This window comes from Flavobacteriales bacterium (assembly GCA_030584065.1).
GTDB lineage: Bacteria > Bacteroidota > Bacteroidia > Flavobacteriales_F > PHOS-HE28 > PHOS-HE28.
The window spans coordinates 2,843,397-2,862,874 of the sequence record CP129489.1; the positions used below are offsets into that span (position 1 = coordinate 2,843,397).

The 19,478-nt window shown below is 65.8% G+C and carries 15 protein-coding genes; 5 read left to right on the forward strand and 10 right to left on the reverse strand.

The window, feature by feature from the left end:
* The first annotated feature begins 108 nt into the window (after positions 1–108).
* Entirely contained in the window at positions 109–753 is a 645-nt protein-coding gene (locus tag QY325_11990) for a DUF4412 domain-containing protein (GenBank protein ID WKZ65480.1), read from the forward strand.
* Between the two features lie 112 nt (positions 754–865).
* On the opposite strand, the gene QY325_11995 is transcribed toward QY325_11990, so the two are convergent.
* Positions 866–1,840: an LD-carboxypeptidase gene (locus tag QY325_11995; protein ID WKZ67980.1), complete on the reverse strand. Its 975-nt coding sequence runs from the start codon at positions 1,838–1,840 to the stop codon at positions 866–868.
* 123 nt (positions 1,841–1,963) lie between these two features.
* Here QY325_11995 and metG point away from each other — a divergent pair, with 123 nt between their 5' ends.
* Both metG and QY325_12005 read left to right on the forward strand, forming a co-directional pair.
* A complete protein-coding gene (gene metG / locus QY325_12000) occupies positions 1,964–4,084 on the forward strand; it encodes a methionine--tRNA ligase (GenBank protein WKZ65481.1) in 2,121 nt (706 codons plus the stop codon).
* 70 nt (positions 4,085–4,154) lie between these two features.
* Positions 4,155–6,155 carry a CotH kinase family protein gene (locus QY325_12005; protein ID WKZ65482.1) on the forward strand — a complete coding sequence of 667 codons (2,001 nt, stop codon included), beginning with the start codon at positions 4,155–4,157 and terminating at the stop codon, positions 6,153–6,155.
* Here the strand turns inward: QY325_12005 and purQ are convergent, their stop codons facing one another.
* Genes purQ through QY325_12020 form a run of 3 tightly spaced genes read right to left on the reverse strand, consistent with a single transcriptional unit; the run spans position 6,156 to position 10,263 of the window.
* On the reverse strand, positions 6,156–6,845 hold the full coding sequence (gene purQ / locus QY325_12010; protein WKZ65483.1) for a phosphoribosylformylglycinamidine synthase subunit PurQ: 690 nt from the start codon (positions 6,843–6,845) through the stop codon (positions 6,156–6,158).
* Between the two features lie 23 nt (positions 6,846–6,868).
* Positions 6,869–9,307, reverse strand: a complete 2,439-nt coding sequence (locus QY325_12015; protein ID WKZ65484.1) for a TonB-dependent receptor — start codon at positions 9,305–9,307, stop codon at positions 6,869–6,871.
* Complete coding sequence (locus QY325_12020) at positions 9,298–10,263, reverse strand: hypothetical protein (GenBank protein WKZ65485.1); 966 nt, start codon at positions 10,261–10,263, stop codon at positions 9,298–9,300. Before QY325_12020 ends, QY325_12015 begins: the two co-directional genes overlap by 10 nt.
* A gap of 116 nt (positions 10,264–10,379) precedes the next feature.
* On the opposite strand from QY325_12020, the gene QY325_12025 reads away from it, so the two are divergent.
* Complete coding sequence (locus QY325_12025; GenBank protein ID WKZ65486.1) at positions 10,380–10,559, forward strand: hypothetical protein; 180 nt, start codon at positions 10,380–10,382, stop codon at positions 10,557–10,559.
* A 1-nt stretch (position 10,560) separates the two neighbouring features.
* Here the strand turns inward: QY325_12025 and purD are convergent, their stop codons facing one another.
* The 3 genes from purD to QY325_12040 form a co-directional block, all read right to left on the reverse strand.
* Positions 10,561–11,871, reverse strand: coding sequence for a phosphoribosylamine--glycine ligase (gene purD, locus QY325_12030; GenBank protein ID WKZ65487.1), 1,311 nt, complete (start codon positions 11,869–11,871; stop codon positions 10,561–10,563).
* Positions 11,872–12,046: 175 nt separating this feature from the next.
* Positions 12,047–12,679 carry a thioredoxin family protein gene (locus QY325_12035; GenBank protein WKZ65488.1) on the reverse strand — a complete coding sequence of 211 codons (633 nt, stop codon included), beginning with the start codon at positions 12,677–12,679 and terminating at the stop codon, positions 12,047–12,049.
* 333 nt (positions 12,680–13,012) lie between these two features.
* The gene (locus QY325_12040) at positions 13,013–14,554 is read right to left on the reverse strand and encodes an acyl-CoA carboxylase subunit beta (protein ID WKZ65489.1); all 1,542 of its coding nucleotides are present in this window, start codon (positions 14,552–14,554) and stop codon (positions 13,013–13,015) included.
* A 93-nt stretch (positions 14,555–14,647) separates the two neighbouring features.
* On the opposite strand from QY325_12040, the gene QY325_12045 reads away from it, so the two are divergent.
* A complete protein-coding gene (locus QY325_12045) occupies positions 14,648–16,561 on the forward strand; it encodes a histidine kinase dimerization/phosphoacceptor domain -containing protein (protein ID WKZ65490.1) in 1,914 nt (637 codons plus the stop codon).
* Positions 16,562–16,929: 368 nt separating this feature from the next.
* Here QY325_12045 and QY325_12050 read toward each other — a convergent pair whose 3' ends face one another.
* The 3 genes from QY325_12050 to QY325_12060 form a co-directional block, all read right to left on the reverse strand.
* Positions 16,930–17,682, reverse strand: a complete 753-nt coding sequence (locus tag QY325_12050; GenBank protein WKZ65491.1) for a YebC/PmpR family DNA-binding transcriptional regulator — start codon at positions 17,680–17,682, stop codon at positions 16,930–16,932.
* Positions 17,683–17,827: 145 nt separating this feature from the next.
* Positions 17,828–18,832: a hypothetical protein gene (locus tag QY325_12055; GenBank protein ID WKZ65492.1), complete on the reverse strand. Its 1,005-nt coding sequence runs from the start codon at positions 18,830–18,832 to the stop codon at positions 17,828–17,830.
* A gap of 112 nt (positions 18,833–18,944) precedes the next feature.
* Positions 18,945–19,322 (reverse strand): hypothetical protein, encoded by a 378-nt coding sequence (locus QY325_12060; GenBank protein WKZ65493.1) that lies wholly within the window; start codon positions 19,320–19,322, stop codon positions 18,945–18,947.
* Between the last annotated feature and the right edge of the window lie 156 nt (positions 19,323–19,478).

The following is a 19,478-nucleotide window of genomic DNA, read 5'->3' on the forward strand; positions in this document are numbered from 1 at the left end:
CATGCAGCCACCGCCCCGTTGAAGGCCCTAAAATTGGGCAACATCCGCCCGACCGAGCACTTCAACGACCACGGCCGCGCCGCTCTTCAGCCGGAAAACCGATTGCCCATGCTCCTCCCCCAACGCCTCCTCCTCCTCGCCGCCCTGGCCTTTCCAGGGATGGGCAACTCCCTGAGCGCCCAGGCCTTCGAGGGGGTCATTGAGTTCACCAAGACCACCGGGCCGGTGGTGACCACCTACAAGTACTACGTGAAAGGCGAGCATGTCCGCATCGAGGAGGTGAGCGCCCGCGGCGAGGTGCAGGGCATCATGCTGGTGGATACCCACGACAAGACCGTGACCGCCCTGAGCCCCGAGCGCAAGCTGTACATGGATGTGCCCAACATGCGCCTGCCCAAGGACGTGGAGACGCAGGTGCAGAAAACCTCCGACCTGAAGGACATCGCCGGCTACAAGTGCGAGAAGTGGGTGGTGAAGAGCACCAAGGAGGACCGCGTGATCACCTACTGGGTGGCAGCGGACGAATTCAACTTCTTCATCCCCTTGCTCGAGACACTGAACCGCAAGGACGAGCAGGCGGTGTTCTTCTTGCAGATCAAGGATGCCAAGGGCGTATTCCCCATGCTGGGCGTGGAGCACAAGCTGGATGGGGCCGAGGTGAGCCGCCTGGAGGTGAAGCAGGTCACCAAGGCCGTGCAGAAGCCGGCCCTGTTCGAGATTCCAGCGGGCTTCAACAAGTTCGAGCGGAACTGACGCGCAGCGCACCCGCACTGCGGAACCGGTAGCAGGCAGGTCGGCCCTTCGGGTCGACCTGCCTGCTACCGGCCCATCGCCTGCCTGAGCGGGCGGTTCAATCGCCTGACGATCAGATGGTATGCCCTTGGCTGTAGGTGAGCATCGCGCCCTCCGGCTCAACGGTGAGCCGCGCCTGCTGCCCGAAGATGAGCGCCCTGTTGTCGTCGATGTGGCCGGCGGGGAAGCCGAAGCAGACGGGGTAGGCGGAATCGCCCACGGCATCGGCGATGATCCGCTCAGCGGTCTTCCCAAAGGGATCGTCCGGGTTCTTGTCGAGCATGTCGCTCATGCCGCCCACAATCAGCCCGGCCAGCCCCTTGAACCAGCCCGCCAACCGCAGGTTCTGCAGCATGCGGTCCATGTGGTAGAGCAGCTCGTCGAGGTCCTCGATGAACAGGATCTTGCCACGCGGGTCGATGTCGTAGGGCGTGCCGCGCAGGGCGTAGAGCAGGGAGAGGTTGCCACCGATCAATACGCCTTCGCACTGGCCGACGCGGGCTGTGGGCCATGGGCTGCCGGCCACGGGCTTGGCGTCCCCGCTCAAGCCCGTGGCCCGTGGCCCGAAGCTCGTGGCCACCACTTGGAACATCTCCCCGAACAGCGCGGCCCGCAGCGTCTCCCGCGTGGCCTCTGTCTTCGCCCCGATGTTGAAGGGCATCTGCGCGTGCAGGCTGGCGATGCCGATGTTGTGCAGGGCATTATGCAGCACGGTGATGTCGCTGAAACCCACGATCCATTTGGGGTCGCGGCGCAGCGCCGAAAGATCGAGGTGGTCCAGCAGGTGCACGGTGCCGTAGCCGCCGCGGGCGCACCAGATGGCGCGGACGGCGGGGTCATCCAGCGCGGCTTGGAGATCGGCGGCGCGCTCCTCGGCGGTGCCGGCCTGCTGGAAACGCTTGCGTCCGATGCCCGCGCCCAGCTTCACCCTAAGGCCCCAGCCCTCGGCGAGCGCGATGCCGTCGCGCAGCTCCTCCGCGGTGATGGCGCGCGCAGTGGGGACGATGGCGATGGTGTCGCCGGGGCGCAGGGGGGGCGGCATGAGCACGGACATGGATGCGGTGCTGCGAATGTGCCTGCGGGCTCCGACGATCTTGTGGTAGCGGCGGCTCCAACTGACAACCACCAACTGTTGATACCCGGTACTTTCGCGGTCCGAAGCGCCCGCCCTGTGAAGTCACCCGCCCGCCATACCGTTACCGCCGCCCTTCCCTACGCCAACGGGCCGCTGCACATCGGCCACATCGCCGGGGCCTACCTGCCCGCCGACATCTACGTGCGCAACCTGCGCCAGCGCGGCAAGGAGGTGCTCTTCATCTGCGGCAGCGACGAGCATGGCGCGGCCATCACCATCCGCGCGATGAAGGAGGGCACCACGCCCCGCGCCATCGTGGACACCTACCACGCGCTGATGGGCCATGCCTTCCAGGACTTCGGCATCCACTTCGACATCTACGACCGCACCAGCAGCGAGCTGCATCGCGAGACCTCGCAGGGTTTCTTCCTGAAGCTGCTGGAGAACGGCGCATTCAGCGTGCAGGAGGAGCAGCAGTACTTCGATGAGGAAGCCAAGCAGTTCCTTGCCGACCGCTACATCATGGGCACCTGCCCCACCTGCGGCAACCCCGATGCCTACGGCGACCAGTGCGAGAAGTGCGGCAGCGCCCTCAGCCCCAAGGATCTGATCGATCCGCGCAGCACCCTCAGCGGCGCCAAGCCCGTGCTGAAGCCCACCCAGCACTGGTACCTGAAGATGGACGAGGCCCAGCAATGGGTCGACACCTGGATCAACACCGGCATGCTCGATGGCGCGCAGCACCACGACCCCAAGGAATGGAAGGCGAGCGTGCTGGGCCAGTGCAACAGCTGGCTGAAAGACGGTCTGCGTCCCCGGGCCATGACGCGCGACTTGGACTGGGGCGTGCCCGTGCCACTGCCCGGTGCCGAAGGCAAGGTGCTTTATGTGTGGCTCGACGCGCCCATCGGCTACATCAGCGCCACCAAGCGCTGGGCTGCCCTTCGACAGGCTCAGGGACAGCCAACCGATTGGGAGAAATGGTGGAAGGCTGACGATACTAGGCTCATCCACTTCATCGGCAAGGACAACATCGTCTTCCACGCCATCATCTTCCCGATCCTGCTGAAGCTGCACGGCGGCTACGTGCTGCCGCAGAACGTGCCGGCCAACGAGTTCCTCAACCTCGAAGGGCGGAAGATCAGCACCAGCCGCAACTGGGCCGTGTGGCTGCACGAGTACCTGGAGCGCTGGCCCGGGCGGCAGGACGAGCTGCGGTACTGCCTGGCCACCATCATCCCCGAGCAGAAGGACAGCGAGTTCACGTGGAAGGACTTCCAGGACAAGAACAACAACGAGCTCGTGGCCATCATCGGCAACTTCGTGCAGCGCGTGTTCGTGCTGTGCCACAAGTACTACGAGGGCAAGGCGCCCGCCTCCGGTGAGAAGCTCGACATGGATGTAGCGCTGTGGAGTGCGGTGCACGGCAGCGTGGAGGAGGTGGCAAGGCACATCGACCATTTCCGCCTGCGCGATGCGTTGGGCAGCGCCATGAACGTGGCCCGCGCTGGCAACCGCTACCTCAGCGACAGCGAGCCGTGGAAGCTGGAGAAGTCCGATCCCGAGCGCACGCGCACGATCCTGGCGAATAGCCTGAACATCGCGGCGGTGCTCAGCATCGTGCTCGAACCCTTCCTGCCGCACACCACCGCGAAGCTGCGCCGCATGCTGGGCATCGGTGTGCTGCCGTGGAGCGAGGCCTTCCGCAGTGACCTGATCGGTGAAGGCCAGGCGCTGGGCAAGCCAGAGCACCTCTTCAAGCCCATCACCGACGCGGAGATCCAGCCGGAGATCGATCGCCTGCATGCGAATGCGCCGGTCGAGACAACCCCTGCCTCTGCCCTTGCCCCTGCTCCTGGTTCTGCTCATGCCGCCACAGTGGCTAAGGCGAACATTGCCTTCGACGACTTCGCGAAACTCGACCTCCGCGTGGGAACCATCGTGGCGGCCGAGCGCGTACCCAAGGCCGACAAGCTGTTGAAGCTGAGCATCGACATCGGTGAAGCATCACCACGCACCGTGGTCAGCGGCATCGCCATGCACTACGCGCCGGAGCAACTGCCCGGACAGCAGGTGGTGCTGGTGGCCAACCTCGAGCCCCGGAAGATGCGCGGGGTGGAGAGCCAGGGCATGGTGCTGATGGCCGAGGATGCCACCGGCAAGCTGGTATTCGTGCAGCCGAAGGAGGTGATCGGGCCTGGGGCGGAGGTGCGCTGAGGCACAAGACCAAGCGCTCTACTTTCGGCGCGTGCGAATTGTCCTGGCCGTTTCATTCGGGTTGTCCACCATGCTCGCGCATGGCCAGAGCCTGCTGATCAACGAGCTCTGCGCCAGCAACCACGGCTGCTACGCAGACGCCGAAGGCCGCACGCCCGATTGGATCGAGCTCTTCAACACCAGCGCGAACCCGATTGACCTGCTGGACTGGCGCATCGCCATCAACGGCCGGCAGCACGTGATCGATGCGCCGTTGCGGGTTCAGGCCAAGGGCCATTTGCTCCTGCTGTGCGACGGGCACCCGGAGCGCGGCGGGCAGCACCTGGGCTTCACCTTGGAGAAGCAAGGAGGCGCGGTGCTGCTGATCGCGCCCGATGGGCTCACGATCGCCGACCTCTTCTCCTATCCGGCCCTGCGCGCCAACACCAGCATGGGCCGTGCGCCTGATGGCCAGAAGGCCTGGAGCCTCTTCGCGCAGCCCACACCCGGCGCAGCGAACAAGGCGAGCAACATCGCGCATGGCTTCAGCAACGCGCCGCAGCTCACACTCGATGTCCAAGGCCGCTTGATCGCAACGGCCGAAGGCGAAGTGCGCTTCACAGTTGACGGCAGCGACCCGCGCGGAAGCGCTGCCACCCTTTATGTGGAACCCGTGGATGTCACGCCCGGAAATGTTGTTCGCGCCATCGCGTTGCAGCATGATCGCCTCGTTGGAGAAGAATCCGTTCTCCTGGTGCCGGCGAATGGCCATGTCGGTGAAGGCTTCGCGCTCGCCCTGGATCCGCAGGACCTGTGGGGCGACAGCACCGGCATCTACAACCCTGGCGCGGCACAGAACCACACCCGGCACGGCATGCCCTGGGAGCGCAGCGCCATCGCGCGCATCGACAGCATGGCCACGCCCGTGGGCGTCCGCCTTTTCGGAAGCGGATCGCGCAGCCTGGGCAAGCGCTCCTTCAAGCTCCACGCGCGTAACCGATACGACAGCCCTTCAGCCGGCTTCGCCTTCAGCGACGGCACACGCGTTCAGGAGGGCGTCCTGCGCGCCGATGCCTCACCCAACGCCTTCCTGCGCAATACGGTGATGGAGCAGCTCGTGCAGCGATTCAACCTGCATGCGCTGGTGCAGCCCTCCGTGGCGAAGCCGCTCTACCTCAACGGCGCATACTGGGGCCTCTACCGCTGGATGCCCGCGAAGGATGCCGAATGGCTGAAGCAACGCAGCAACGCCGAAGCCCTCGATGTACTGGAAGGGCCGGCTGCCACCGAGCGCAGCGGCAAGGACGACCACTTCCTCCGGTCGCGCGACCTGCTGGTGCGCGGCGCCTCCATCGACAGCATCGAGGCGGTGATCGACACGCGGAGCCTGATCGACCTCGCGTGCATCGACCTCTGGACGGGCCGTGCCGATCATGAACTGAACGTGCGCTGCTACCGGCCGCGCGAGCGCGATGGCCGCTGGCGCTGGGTGCTCTTCGACCTGGACCTGTGGGCGCCGCCGCACGAGAACAGCGTGCAGCGCATGTCGCTGGCCACGCTGCCCGAAACGCCCTTCGTACCGCAGCTGCTCGCGCATGCGGAATTGCAGCAGCGCTTGCTGGCGCGCATCACCGCGCTGCAAGCAACGGCATTCCTGCAGGTCCCCGCCATCGCTGACAGCCTCTATCACGCGCATACCGACGACCTCGCCGCCGACTTCAAGCGCTGGGACTTGCAGCTCGACATGCCCACGCCGGAAGCATCGCTCACTGAGATGAAGGGCTTCGCAGCGCAACGCCCTGCGCACCTCTTCGCGCACCTGGCTAAAAGCACCAGGCGGCGCCTGCACGAAACGGTGATCGAAGCGCCACGCGCCGATCAAGGCCAACTGCTGCTCGAAGGGCTCGCGCTCTCACCAGGCAAGCATGCTGTACGCTGCTTCGAGGGCGTGCCCATGCGGATCGAGCTGCGTGCCTCCGAAGGACAGGAATTCACGGGCTGGAAAGGCACCGGCCTCAGTACTGCCTCCGGAGCGATCGACCTATGGAAGACCAAGAGCCTGCGGCCCGTGATGCGCAGCCTGGTGCCTTGATCAGGCGGGAACCGCTTTCAGCAAGGACTCGAACAGGCTCCTTCCTTCGGTATTGCCCAGCCGCTCGTCGCAGGCACGCTCCGGGTGCGGCATCATGCCGAAGACATTGCGGCCCTTGTTGCACACGCCGGCGATGTTGTCCTTGCTGCCGTTGGGGTTGGCCTCCTCGGTCACCTTGCCCTGCTCGTCGCAATAGCGGAAGAGGATGCGGTCGCTGTCCTTCAGTGCCTTCAGCGTATCGGCATCCGCGTGGTAGCGGCCTTCGCCGTGAGCGATGGGGATCTTCAGCGCCTTGTCGGGCACCGCGTTGGTGAGCGCGGTATCGGCCGTGCCGCGCCGGATGAAGACATTCTTCGAGATGAACTTCTGTCCGGCGTTGTGCAGCAGCGCGCCGGGCAGCAGCCCCGCCTCACAGAGCACCTGGAAGCCATTGCACACACCGAGCACCAGCCCGCCCTTCCTGGCATGCGCGGCCACCTCCTGCATAATGGGCGAGAAGCGCGCGATGGCACCGCTGCGCAGGTAGTCGCCGTAGCTGAATCCGCCGGGCAGCACCACCATGTCCACGCCCTTCAGGTTGTGCTCCTTGTGCCAGAGGCGCTCCACGGGCTGCTGGAAGAGCGTTTCCAGCACGTGGATCATGTCCTCATCGCAATTGCTGCCAGGGAAGGTGACGACGCCGAACTTCATGCGGCGAAGGTAGCCCGCCGCCTTCACCAGTGCACCCGCAGGCTGATCTGCGCATTGCGCCCTGGTGCGCTCACCCCGCTGGCAAAGGTGCGGTAATGATGGTCGGCGATGTTCTCCATGGCGGCCTGCAGCTGGAGGCGGCTGCTGAGGGCGAAGGAGCAGCGGGCATTGATGGTCCACCAAGCGGGCGTGCCATCGGGCGTGGCATACTGCAGGTTGTCCTCGCTCCCCGGGGTGGCATCCGTATCGGAAAGCCGCTTCCAGCCATTGAAGAGCGCATAGGCCTCCGCCTCCAGCCGGTTCGCGCGCAGGAGCAGGCCGGCCCGGCCATAGGTTGGGGGCACATGGTCCAAGGGGCGGGGTCCGCCTGCGGTCCGCACGCGGCCGTAGGTGTGCGTAAGCCCCGCAGTGAGCAGCAGCGCCTTGGTGACGGCCAGCGAGAGTCTGCCCTGTGCGCCGAGCAAGTAGGCCTGCCGGGCATTCGTTAAGGCTGTTACGCGGCTCAAGGTGCCGTCATAGTCGATGCTATCGAGGCCGTTGTAGCGAAAGGGCTCCACCACCAGCGCATCCATGTACCAGGTGCGGAAGGCGACCGCCTCCACATGCAACCGCTCGCCGATGGTCCTGGCTGCACCCGCCTCGAGATTGACGGTGCGTTCCGGGCGCAGGTCAGGATTAGGGACGACCACCGTGCCCGGCGTGCTGTCGAAGACCTTGGCCAGGTCATCCACGTTGGGCGCGCGGAACCCCGAACTCAGCAGGGCGGTGAAACGCCAGCCGGTGCTGGTGGTGAATACGGCTCCGAGGCGGCCGTTGAGGGCCGCATTGCGCTGCGTGAACCGCCCTTGCAGGAAGCGGTAGCCCTGGTCGTCATCGAAGCGGGCTTGCAGGCCGACGTGACTTGCGCGCAAGCCGCCGGTAAGCACCCAGTGCTCACCCAAGCTCACCGCATCGATGGCATAGGCAGCGAAGCTGCTCATCGCAGCGCCACCGCTGGGATAGCGGGTGCCGAGGTAGGTGCGTTCCCCGGTGCTGATGTGCTCGCGATGCGCCTCGGATCCCACGCTGTTCGCATACGCCTCAGCGCCGTAGCGCAGCTGGTGGCGGCCATGTCGCTTCTCGAAGTCGACGCTCAGGCCCAGCACCTGCACCCGCTCGAAGCGGCGGCCGATGCGGCTGCTCCCGAAGCTCCGGGAGTGCCGGCTCTGAGCGATGGCCTGGTAGGACGGTGTGAGGCGCATCCGGCCGAAGGCCCCCTGTGCGCGCTGGGCCTCCAGGGTGTAGGCCAGCAGGAACCGCTGCTGCGGCCCATAGTACCACTCGCTGTAGGCCGGGATGATCCGGCCCGAGCTGTCTGCGGCGTACTCGCTCAGTCGATCGTAGCGGGGAATGGCGCTGCTCGTGCTCAGCTGAGCGTTCACCGTATGCATCACCGCACCGGTCCGCAGCCGAAGCTTCTGCAGGATGTCGAGCTGCTCATAGCCGGTCGGGGCCTGTACCCGGTGGTCGGGGTTGGCGAACACGGAATCGCGGCCATCGATGGTGCGCACCACGAAGGGCTTCACGCCCCAGTCACCGTAACGGGGATCGCGCACGGAGCCGGCGCGCAGATCGCCGAATCCACTGGCCGTGATGCTGGTGAGCGACGCGATCCGCCTTCTGCGCAGCTCCAGCGTGGCACTGCCGGTGCGCTCCCCATTGGCGGAGCTCAAGCGCAGCAGCGCCGCACCATGGAGGCCCGTGCCCGTGGTGTCGCGGAATCGGGGTTGGCGGGTAATGAGGTGGATGACCCCGCCCAGCGCATCGCTGCCGTACACCACCGAGCCCGGCCCGCTGATCACTTCGATGCGCGCCAAGGCGTTCTGGTCCACGGTCATCAGATCCTGCAAATGGCCGGCGCGGTAAATGGCGTTGTTGAGCCTTACGCCGTCCACGACGAGCAGGACCCTGCTCGCCTCGAAGCCGCGGATCACCGGACTGCCACCGCCCATCTGACTGCGCTGCACGTAGAGCGTGCCGCTGCTCTCCAGCAGGCCAGGCGTGGTCGGCTGGTTCAGGAAGCCCATCCGCTCTCGCCCGATAGCATCCACCTGCTCCGGCACGTCGCGTCTGCGGTCCTCGAAGCGGTTGGCGGAGATGACGACCTCATCCAGCCCAACGGCCTGGCGCTGCAGCCGCACGATCGCGCCGTCCTGCGCATCCGGGGCTATTGATGCCGGCAGGTAGCCGAGGTGCGCAACGCGGATCGCACGCGCTGCTGCGAAGCCTGCGATGGAGGCCCGGCCCTTGGCGTCGGTGGTGGCGGCGGTCCCCGGCAGGTCGCTGGTCAGGTGCGCCCCTTCCAATGGCAGCAGCGAACTGGCATCCACCACCGTTATCGTCTGCGCAGCGATGGGGCCTGAGCCCGCGATGAGCAGCAGGATGCATGCGGCGCGCAGCCGTTCGTGGAAGTTCAGCCCCATCGTATCCAGAGCGCCAGGACCGCAAGGCTCCAGGCTGCCGCCTCGCCCAGCCAGGCTCGGCGGGGATTGAGCAGCAGGTAGGAGACCAGGACCGCTGCCGGCACGGCGGGAAGCACAGCGGGGAACCCACCCTTGAGCAGCGCGAGCAGCGCCATGACCACCGCCAGCGCCAAGGCCAGCGCCATGAGCGCCGACCGCAGGTTCTTCCCGCGCATCACGCTCTGCGCATAGCTGCGGAAGAATGCCGCGAAGCCGAGCAGGAGCAGCAGTGCCAGCAAAGCGATGAATGCGAGACGGATCCCGCCCACGGCCACGAAGGGATGCGGATCGTCCGGCATCACGGTGAGCAGGGGCCGCCAAGGCAGCTCACCGGCCAAGCGGAGCACCCCCCAAGCGAAGTAGAAGACCAGGACCATGGCCAGTACCGGCAACGCATACTCCCGCCAAGCGAAGGGACGGATCACGGAGGTCGATGCCCAGAGGACCGCCAAGAGAAAGGCATAAGGCAGGTAACATAGCGCGGCGAGTCCGAGCAGCAGGCCAGCATCGAACAATGGCGACAAGGCCGTGCCGGTGTTGGTGATGGCCCACCCACGCCGCATGGCCATGAGCACGAACGGCATGCCCAGCAGGGCGGGATCGAAGCAGCCGAGCCCGCCAAGGCCGGCCAGGATCACCGGCAAGAGGACCACGGCGAGGTGATTGCGGCGATCCAGGAGCTCCAAAGCATTGAGCAATGCGGCGAGCTGGATTGCCACCAGCGCTACCAGGACAAGCCCGGCCAGCGTCCTCGACCATGGGGCGGTGAGCCAGCTGCCGACGAGGGCAGCCAGCGGCATGACCGGCTGGGAGACCGTCGGGGCCTGCCAGAACGCCGGGGCGAACAGCAGCGCGGTCACCACTGGCGCCGCCAGCAGCACGGCCGGCTGATTGCTACGGAAGAATGCGGCAAGCATGGCGGGTGCGCGAAGGTCGGCAGCGGGGCGATGCCGCGGAACCGGATTGCGGCGATGGCATGGTGGCCGTTCCAGAAGCCCCGGCCTATCTTCGCCGCGCCTCAAGCGACCAAGCCATGCAAGACTTCGCGTTCGGCCTCGGCCATTTCCTGGAGTGGACCTTCACGTTCATCACCGCGCTCGGCTGGGCGCCCGTCTACATGATCTCCGGCCTGCTCTTCGTGGGCCTGGTGTACTGGCTCAACCAGCAGGGCAGGTACAACCGCAAGGCCAAGGCCGACAATACCCTGGCCTGATTCAGCGGGGCTGCGCAGCCGGCCTGGAGGCGGGCTGCTTCACCAGGTCATGCCCGATGTCATCGCGCATGTACTTCCCTTCATAGGCGATTACCGCTGCGGCGCGATAGGCCGAGGCGATGGCGGACTCCAGGTCCTTCCCCATGCCCGTGACGGCCATGATGCGGCCTCCGCTCGTGACCAGCCGTTCGCCCACCTGCTTCGTGCCGGCCTGGAACACGTAGGCGTCGCGTACCAGTTCCAAGCCCCCCACCTCCATGCCGGTCTCATGCTCCCCGGGGTAGCCTTCCGCTGCCAGCACGATGCTCACCGCCGTCCGGTCATCCACATCCACATGCCGCTCGCTGAGGGTGCCGGTGGCGATGCCTTCGAAGAGGTCGAGAAGATCGCTCTTCAGCCGTGGCAGGATGGCCTGGGTCTCGGGATCGCCCAAGCGCACGTTGTATTCGATCACGTACGGCTCGCCATCCACGTTCATCAGGCCCATGAAGAGGAAGCCGCAATAGGGGATGCCGTCCTTCTTCAGGCCGCGTACCGTTGGGGCGGCGATGCGATCGTGCACCTTCTGCATGAATTCCTTGTCGGCGAACGGCACCGGCGATACGGCACCCATGCCGCCTGTGTTGGGGCCGGTATCCCCGCGGCCGATGCGCTTGTAGTCCTTGGCGGCAGGCAGCATCTTGAATGAGTCCCCATCGGTGATGAGGAAGGCGCTGCACTCGATGCCCTTGAGGTGCTGCTCGATCACCACGCGCTCGCCGGCTTCGCCGAAGCGCCCCTGCTGCAGCATCTCGCGCAGGGCCTTCGCGGCCTCCTTCTTGTCGTTGGTAATCACCACGCCCTTGCCCGCGGCCAGGCCATCGGCCTTCACCACATAGGGCGCATTCACGCGGTCGAGATGATCGAGCGCCTCCTGCAGCTGTCCCTTCACGAAGGTGCGGTGCGCGGCCGTTGGGATGTTGTGACGGAACATGAACTCCTTGGCGAAGTCCTTGCTGCCTTCGAGCCGGGCGCCCTCTGCCTTGGGGCCGATTACGGTGACCCCCTTCAGCTCGGGATCAGCGGCGATCCGGTCGTGCAGCCCGGCAACCAGCGGTGCCTCCGGCCCCACCACCACGATCCGGATGCGCTTCTCGAGCAGGAAGCTCCGCAAGGCCTTCGGATCATGCAGGGCGATCTCCGCGTTGCGGCCATGGCGCACGGTGCCGGGGTTCCCGGGGGCCACATAGAGCTCATCGAGGAGGGAGCTCTGCGCGATCTTCCACGCGAGCGCATGCTCGCGGCCGCCGCTGCCGATCAGAAGGACGTTCATCGGGGATGCCTTTCCTGCAAAGGAAACCCCCAACAGCCGGTCCGGGCGCCCGAATTATCAACGGATCTCCGGAGCCGCCGCGCTGCGCCGCGCCCGGGCCGCGGCGTCGGACACGGTGGAAAACAAGATGCCCGCCCTGCGCAGGCGCGTGGCGGGCATCCATGAAGAGCAGTGCTCAGTGCTTGTGCGGCATGCGCTTGATGCTGCAGCCGATGTTGCGGGTGATGCCCGGATCGATGGCCTTGCCCTCCGCGAGGTTCGCGATGGCATTGTGCAGCCACTTCTCCTTCACCTCCGCAGCCTTTGCCACGTTGTCATCGATGGCGCCCTTGTAAACGAGCTTCATCTCCTTGTCGAAGAGGAAGACATGGGGCGTCGTGCGCGCACCGAAAGCGTCGGCCACGGCATGGCCCTCATCGAGCAGGTACGCGCCACGGTAGCCCTTTTCCTTGTAGCGCGCCTGCATATCCGCGAATGAATCACCGGCATCGCGCTTCGCCTCGTTGCTGTTCACGAAGGCCACGCCCACGCCGTAGCGCTGCGCGAAGGCCGCCAGCTCAGGATAGCGGCCCTCCCATCCCTCGCTGCCCTCGGAGCCCACTACGAACGGACAGGTATTGCATGAGAAGATGACCAGCAAGCCCTTGGAACCGACCAGGTCCTTGAGCGCCATGGATCGGCCGGAGACATCCTTCATGGCGTGCTCGCCCTTGGGCAGGGCAGCGCCCAGCTGGAGATCGGGCAGGGGGTCGTGGGGTGCAACGGCCAGCAGGCCCATGGCAGCGGTGGCAGCGATTTTCAGCAGCATGGTTTGAAGGTGAGATAAGGTGGCAAGTTAACGCGGCCCCCCCGGCTCCCGTTCGGCGCGTTCACAAGGCTTAACGACCAGGGCATGGCACCCGTCCTGGCTACCAGCCCCGGAGAGGGGCCGGTCGCGCACGCAGCGCTTCAGCGTGATGGGCGGCATCGCTTACACCCGCGCTGCGGGAACGGGTGATCCGGTGCAGCTTCAATGGAAGCATGCAGGAGCCTTAAGGCCCCCGGCCATGAACGGTGGCGCTGGGCTGAAGCGGGGGCAGGGCCGATCCACGTGGTGCGCTCAACCACCGCAGCACCGGCGCTGCGCCCGGTCCGCACAGGGTCAGAGCGGGATGTTCCCGTGCTTCTTGCGGGGGAGCTTGTCCACCTTGTTGCGCAGCATGTCCAGGGCGGCCATCACCTTCAAGCGGGTCTGCGATGGGCGGATCACCTCGTCCACATAGCCGCGCGCGGCCGCCTCGTAGGGGTTGGCGAACTGCTCCCTGTACTGGGACTCCTTCTCCTGCCACTTCGCTGCGGGGTCATCGGCCTTGGCAATCTCGCCCTTGAAGATGATCTCGGCAGCGCCCTTGGCGCCCATGACGGCGATCTCCGCACTGGGCCAGGCGAAGTTCATGTCGCAGCCGATGTGCTTGCTGTTCATCACATCGTACGCGCCGCCGTAGGCCTTGCGCGTGATGACCGTGATGCGGGGTACGGTGGCCTCGCTGAACGCATAGAGGAGCTTGGCGCCGTGGTTGATGATGCCGCGCCACTCCTGGTCGGTTCCCGGCAGGAAGCCCGGAACATCCACGAACACGAGCAGGGGGATGTTATAGGCATCGCAGAAGCGGACGAAGCGGGCGGCCTTGATGGAGGCATCGATGTCGAGCACGCCGGCAAGCACCGCGGGCTGGTTGGCCACGCAGCCCACCGTGCGGCCTCCCACCCGGGCGAAGCCGATCACCATGTTGCGGGCGTACTCGGCGTGCACCTCCATGCTGCTGTCCGGGTCGATCACGGCGTTCATCACCTGGCGGATGTCGTAGGGATGATTGGGGTTCTCTGGGATAATCGCATCCAACTCGGGCCGCAGCTCATCGCCCGGCGTGTAGGGCAGCACGGGGGGCTCCTCCTCGCAGTTGCTGGGGATGTAGCCCACCAGCTGGCGCAGCTGCCGGATGGCCTCGATCTCGTTCGCGGCCGTGAAATGGGCCACGCCGCTCTTGCTGGCGTGGGTGCTTGCGCCACCGAGGTCCTCGCTGCTCACTTCCTCGTGCGTAACGGTCTTCACCACATTGGGGCCGGTGACGAACATGTAGCTGGTGCCCTCGGCCATGAGCACGAAATCGGTGAGGGCAGGACTGTAGACGGCCCCACCGGCGCAAGGGCCGAGGATGGCGCTGATCTGCGGGATGACACCGCTCGCCCTGACGTTGCGGAAGAAGATATCGGCATAGCCGCCCAGCGAAACAACGCCCTCCTGGATGCGCGCCCCGCCGCTGTCGTTGAGCCCGATCACTGGGGCACCGTTCTGCATGGCCAGGTCCATCACGCGGCAGATCTTCTGGGCATGCGCCTCTGCCAGCGAGCCGCCCAGGACGGTGAAGTCCTGCGAGAACACGTACACCAGGCGCCCGTCGATGGTGCCATAGCCGGTCACCACGCCATCTCCGAGGAACTTCTGCTTGTCCAGCCCGAAATTGGTGCTGCGGTGGGTCACCAGCTGGCCGATCTCCTGGAAGCTCCCTTCATCCAGGAGGAGGTGCACGCGCTCCCTCGCGGTGAGCTTGCCCTTCCCGTGCTGCGCTTCGATGCGCTCCTTGCCGCCGCCCTCCAGGGCCTTGGCGATCCGTGCCTCCAATGCGTCGAACTGCTCCTTCATGGTCCTATGGTGCCGCGGGGATGGCGGACGCCGCGAATGTAGCCGGGACCGGAACGCCCTTCATATGCCGCTCTCCTGCGTACTTTGGGATCGATGAAGTGGCGGTTCGCCGACCTGCCGGTGCGCACCAAGTTCATGGTGACGCTGGGCATCCCCATGCTGGGCATGGTGCTGCTCATCGGCAAGCAGGTGGACAGCAGCCTGAAGCGGCTGGATGTGATGGAGTACATCAACCAGCAAGGGCGCATCATGGGCCTGCACGCCAACGTGGTGCATGAGATCCAACGCGAGAGCGCCCTTTCCGTTGGCTACCTGAGCGGCATGAACGTGCTGCCCATGAAGCTCGAGCTCCAATACGCGCGCACCGATGGCGCGCTGGGCACCTTGGAGATGCCGGGCATGCCCGCCGGCGCGGCCGTCTCGGGCTCCCGCCCCTTCGATGGGCTCCACATCCTCCGGCAGCGCGTCCGCGACCGACGGATCGACGCCACCTCCGTGAGCTCCGCTTACCGCGCCATGGAGCGGGCGCTGCTCAATGAGCTGGGCCGTACGGGCAAGCTGCAGCTCGACCCCGGTACGAAGGACCGCCTCTATGCCCACCTGCGGCTGCTGAGCGCCAAGGAGGCCCTCAGCGTCCTGCGCGACAAGCTCACGATCGGGTACGCCGCGCGGCCAATCGACATCAACGAGGTGGCGGCCCTCAGCGAGCAGGTGTCCGCCTATGAAACGAACATGCTGCTCTTCGAGCGCGATGCGCCCCCCGAGGTGCTCCGCACCTACCTCGCGGTGTTCCAAGGGGAGGACGTGAACCTCATGCGCTCGCTCATCGGAACAGTGAAGCAGCGCCGATCGCCCGATCTGGAAATCGCGCCGCGCGACTGGTGGGAGCTGTCGCTCGAAGCCTTGGAGAAGCTCCGGGAGGTGGAGGTGCGGTCGCTCGACCTGATCACCCGCAATACGGCCGCCAACTCGCGCGATGCGGAAGTGCGCCTGCTCATCGTGCTGGCGGCCCTGGCCGGGGTGGTCATCGCCGTGTCCATCATGGGCATCCTCATTACGCGCGGGGTGCGCAGCACGGTGGCCGAGGTGGGGCGCGCCGCACGCTCCATGGCGGTGGGCGATGTGGATGTGAAAGTGGCCGTGAACGGGAAGGATGAGATCGGCGAGATGGCCGATGCATTCAACGGCATGGTGGACAACCTGCGGTCCCTGGCCCGCAGCGCCGAGGCCATCGGCAAAGGCGACTACGATGTGCCTGTGAACGTGCGCGGCGCACAGGACAAGCTGGGCCTCGCGCTCGCCCGCATGAAGGAGAACCTGAAGGCCGCGCGCATCCGCGACAACGAGCAGGCGCGCGCCCTCAAGGCGGAGAAGGAGAAGCTGGAAGAGGCGAACCAGCGGATCAGCGTGCTGATCAAGGAGATGCACCATCGGGTGAAGAACAACCTGCAGGTGATCGCCAGCCTGTTGCGCCTGCAGGCCGCGTCATTCACCGATGACCGCCTGCAGGAGGCTTTTGACCAGAGCCAGAGCCGTGTCACATCCATGGCGCTGATCCATGAGAAGCTCTATAAGGGCGATGAGCTGGCCATGGTGGAGGTGGGCACCTATATCGAGGAGCTCTTCTCCGACCTGGTGCGGGTCAACGATGTCGGCGGACGCATCCGCTGGCGCACCGAGGTGGACCAGGGCCTGGCCTTCGGGCTGAGCACCATGGTACCGCTCGGCCTGCTGCTCAACGAGCTCATCACCAACTCCTTCAAGCATGCTTTCCACGGCCGCAGCGAGGGGCTCGTCACCCTTTCGATCCACCGGGCCGATGGGGAGGCGTTCGACCTGTTCTATGCGGACGATGGCACGGGCATCCCACTCGACAAGCTCCAGCCGGATGGCAGCTCGCTGGGCACCTCGCTGATCGAAAGCCTGGTGGAGCAGCTCAACGGGCACATGACCGTGCACGGGGACGAGCGCGGCACGCGTTACCAGATCCGGTTCCGGGGAAGGTGAACCCGGGGCAGCACGAAACGCTGAGCGGCTGCGGGGAGAGCAGCATGAAGAGGATTTCCGCACCCTGCTCGGGATGAAGCAACTCGTTGCACTCCAGTCGTTCGGAACGGGCGACCCGTTCGCCGAGATGAGCCCTGGCGATGCATCCCCCTCCCGCGCCGATCCGGTCCATCCGGTCGGAGCCATCGCCGTGAAGTGCTGTTAATCCGAGCTCGCGGCGTTCGGCCGCTCTTGGGCTCATGCATGAGCCGCCTGCCCTGCGCAAAGGAGGCAGGGCCCTTTCGGGGCCAGGGATCGCGCGCTAACGGGGACCAGCGCCGGCAAAGCATTCCGGCCTTTGCGCCGGTCAGCTCCGGCTCGCGACCAGGTCACTCCTTCTCCAGCTCCGCCTCCACCTCCTCGGTGAGGTCCATGTTGTGGTACACGGCATTCACGTCGTCATCCTCATTGAGCATATCGACGAGCTTGAGCACGGCACGGGCCGTGACGATGTCGGCCGGAGCGGTGACCAAGGGGAAGCGCTTGAGCTCGGCGCTCTTGGCCTCCACGCCCAACTGCTCCAGCTTCTGCTGCATGGCGCCGAAGGATTGGAACGGCGCGTAGATGGTGAAGCCCTCCTCATCACGGAGCACATCATCGGCGCCGGCGTCGATCACCTCCATCTCGAACTCATCGGCATCGCGCCCCTTGAGCGCGGCCGCATCGATCACGAACTCGGCCTTGCGCTCGAAGATGTGGGAGAGCGACCCGCTGGTGCCCAGGTTGGCGCCGCACTTGCTGAAATAGCTGCGCACATTGCCGACGGTGCGGTTGACGTTGTTCGTCGCGGCATCCACGAAGACCGCCACACCGCCCGGCGCATAGCCCTCGTATGTGCTCTCCTGGTAATCGGCCTCCTCGCCCCCTTGGGCCCGTTTGATGGCCCGGTCGATGTTGTCCTTGGGCATGTTCATGCCCCGTGCGTTCTGGATGGCCACCTTCAGCCGCGAATTCGCCTCCGGATTCGGGCCACCTGCCTTCACGGCCATGGCGATCTCCTTGCCGATGCGCGTGAAGAGCTTGCTCAGCTTCGCGTTGCGCGCGAAGATCTTGTGCTTTCGTTTCTCGAAGATGCGGCCCATGCGGTGCGTGCGTTTGGGAAGGCCCGCAAATGTAGCCGACCGGCTCCACGCCGCGGCCGCGGCAGGCAGGCATCGCTTGAAGCCCGCGGCCGGGGTCCAACCCCTCGTAGCGCTGCTGGGCGGCCCTGAGGCCCGCCGTGCATGGCTAGTTGAACCCCACGAGCGTGATTCCCACGGTGACCGGCGTGAGATCCGGGCCCTGCCCTTCACGGAAGAGCGGCGTCAGCGAGTACTCGGCGAAGAGGTTGAGCGCTCCGTAGCCCAATCGCAAAGCGGCGGCCAGCCGGTAGGGCAGTAGGTTGTAGTCGCCCTTGTCCCTGTCCTGCACCATGTCGCCATCCACCTCGTACCGCTGCTTGTACATCGTATCGAAGTACCAGCTGCCCACCACGCCGAAGGCCAGGTGCACATTGCGCGACCGGTCGTAGGAGAATCGCTTGCGCACAGTGCCCGTGGTATCGGACCGCATGGCCCGCACGTCATCGGCCGTTGGCAGGGGCGCCCGGCGGGTGTTGAATTCCAGCATCAACGGCACGCGAATGCCCATCTGGCGGAGCTTGTTCTTGTCCAACCGGGGCTGCTCCAACGGCACACCGAACACCGAGTCGCCCTCATAGGCCAGGATCGCATTGCTCTTCAGCCGGTAGTTGACGAACTCCCACCCAAGCCCGGTGTAGAGCCCGGCGTGATGGCTCCCGAACTCCACCTTGCGCTCGAGCAGGTTCATGGCGAAGAACCGGGAGCGGCCGTGATCGAGCTGCATGAAGTCCGCTGTCGCATCCAGATCGGCGTCCCCATCCGGGCCCACCAGGAAGTTGGCTCCGATGTCGAGCCCGGTCCAGTAGGTGAAGTCACGGCGGCGCTGACGGCGCTTGTCCCTTAGCAATTCAGCGATGCTGTCGCTCTCGGAAGCCCAGGGCCTGGGCGTGCTGGTGATGGTGATGATCTTGTTCTTGGTCTCGATGGTGAATCCGCCGTCCTTCCGGGTGGTATCGCCGGACTCCACCTGCACCCCGATCCCTTCCTTGCTGTTGTACTCGATGCGTACGGCCGACTCCTGCTGGCCGGACGCGCGGGTGGTGTCTGCCTGGGCGATGACCGGGGCGCTGCCCAGCAGGAGGGCAGCGGCGGCACTGATGATGGCTTTCATGGCGATTGTCTCTGTTCCCATGGGACGGCGCCCGGGGTTGCTTGTTACAGCCATCCGGTGAAAAAGCGAGGCCCCCGCTCCCGCGGGGGCCTCCTCACCGGCAGGCGATCGCTCAGCCCTTGGCTTCCGGATGGAAATCGATCACCAGGTGCGTGGTCCGCCAGATGCCATCGGGGTTGTCTCCGATATCCACGCGGGCCAGCTTGCGCAGCACATAGTCCTTGAGGCGCTCGTTGGCGCTGGAGCAGCTGAGCACCTGCACCTTGCCCTCGGTATCGATGTTGAAGCTCACGTAGACCTTCCCGGTCATATCCCCCTGCGCGAGCCAGGGGAAGGTCATGTGGCGGCTCAGGGCGCGCTCCAGCGAGCGGTCGAGAGCGGATGCCTCGGTGCGGGCGACAGGGCGGACGACGGGCTCGGCGGCACGCGCATAGCCCATGGTGAGCACGGAGGCCAGAACGAGCAGGTAGCGGGTGATCGGCGTTTTCATGGCGGTGGTGGTTGTTCGTTGTGCATGGGACGTGGCCGGAGCAGCCATCGTTACAGATTTACGCCCGCTGCGTGATGAGCGGTACGCAGCCCATGATGAGCGGTTGAGCGAGTGACCGGCCCGAACGGGCTCCGGCATGGAAGGGATAAGTCCGAT

What these genes read in the sequence shown, in the direction of transcription:
- QY325_11990 (WKZ65480.1), top strand. Translation starts at nt 109, where the DNA reads ATGCTCCTCCCCCAACGCCTCCTCCTCCTCGCCGCCCTGGCCTTTCCA.
- QY325_12005 (WKZ65482.1), top strand. Translation starts at nt 4,155, where the DNA reads ATGCTCGCGCATGGCCAGAGCCTGCTGATCAACGAGCTCTGCGCCAGC.
- purQ (WKZ65483.1), bottom strand. Translation starts at nt 6,845, where the DNA reads ATGAAGTTCGGCGTCGTCACCTTCCCTGGCAGCAATTGCGATGAGGAC.
- QY325_12015 (WKZ65484.1), bottom strand. Translation starts at nt 9,307, where the DNA reads ATGGGGCTGAACTTCCACGAACGGCTGCGCGCCGCATGCATCCTGCTG.
- QY325_12020 (WKZ65485.1), bottom strand. Translation starts at nt 10,263, where the DNA reads ATGCTTGCCGCATTCTTCCGTAGCAATCAGCCGGCCGTGCTGCTGGCG.
- QY325_12025 (WKZ65486.1), top strand. Translation starts at nt 10,380, where the DNA reads ATGCAAGACTTCGCGTTCGGCCTCGGCCATTTCCTGGAGTGGACCTTC.
- purD (WKZ65487.1), bottom strand. Translation starts at nt 11,871, where the DNA reads ATGAACGTCCTTCTGATCGGCAGCGGCGGCCGCGAGCATGCGCTCGCG.
- QY325_12035 (WKZ65488.1), bottom strand. Translation starts at nt 12,679, where the DNA reads ATGCTGCTGAAAATCGCTGCCACCGCTGCCATGGGCCTGCTGGCCGTT.
- QY325_12040 (WKZ65489.1), bottom strand. Translation starts at nt 14,554, where the DNA reads ATGAAGGAGCAGTTCGACGCATTGGAGGCACGGATCGCCAAGGCCCTG.
- QY325_12045 (WKZ65490.1), top strand. Translation starts at nt 14,648, where the DNA reads ATGAAGTGGCGGTTCGCCGACCTGCCGGTGCGCACCAAGTTCATGGTG.
- QY325_12050 (WKZ65491.1), bottom strand. Translation starts at nt 17,682, where the DNA reads ATGGGCCGCATCTTCGAGAAACGAAAGCACAAGATCTTCGCGCGCAAC.
- QY325_12055 (WKZ65492.1), bottom strand. Translation starts at nt 18,832, where the DNA reads ATGAAAGCCATCATCAGTGCCGCCGCTGCCCTCCTGCTGGGCAGCGCC.
- QY325_12060 (WKZ65493.1), bottom strand. Translation starts at nt 19,322, where the DNA reads ATGAAAACGCCGATCACCCGCTACCTGCTCGTTCTGGCCTCCGTGCTC.